The sequence below is a fragment of the Brevibacillus sp. MCWH genome (assembly GCF_013096935.1).
GTDB lineage: Bacteria > Bacillota > Bacilli > Brevibacillales > Brevibacillaceae > Brevibacillus > Brevibacillus aydinogluensis.
In genome coordinates this window covers 1-428 of sequence record NZ_SDLF01000187.1, presented here as the reverse complement: position 1 = coordinate 428, position 428 = coordinate 1, and the positions used below count along the sequence as shown (strand labels likewise).

The following is a 428-nucleotide window of genomic DNA, read 5'->3' as shown; positions in this document are numbered from 1 at the left end:
GTTGATACAGGATCTCCTGTCGGAATACGTATCGTTTGAACGTACTCACATTCAAAATGTACTGGCGATTCTTTGACTCGAAAACCTGGTGCTTCTATACATGCTTCTTTCGTCACACCTGCATATTCAAATTCATCCTCTTCAGGTGGTAGTGCCTTCGACGATAAATTAACAGCATCTCTTAAATCATACGTGGCCATGTTCCATACAAACCACCCTGTCTCTTCTGCATTTTTTACTGTATCTTTACGCTCATGATCACCAAGCACAGATTGATTTGCTGCGAACATAACCATAGGCGGATCCCAAGTTAAGTTTTGATACTGACTATAAGGTGCTAAATTATCTTTCCCATCTTTCGATACAGTAGAGATCCAACCTATTGGACGTGGTACTGTACTACTTTTAAATGGATCGTGTGGTAAGCC

At 40.9% G+C, this 428-nt stretch carries 1 protein-coding gene; it reads right to left on the bottom strand.

The features are described 5' to 3' along the window. A partial coding sequence (locus ETC00_RS20010) for a flavin reductase family protein (protein WP_171567774.1) occupies positions 1–428 on the bottom strand: 428 nt, incomplete at both ends.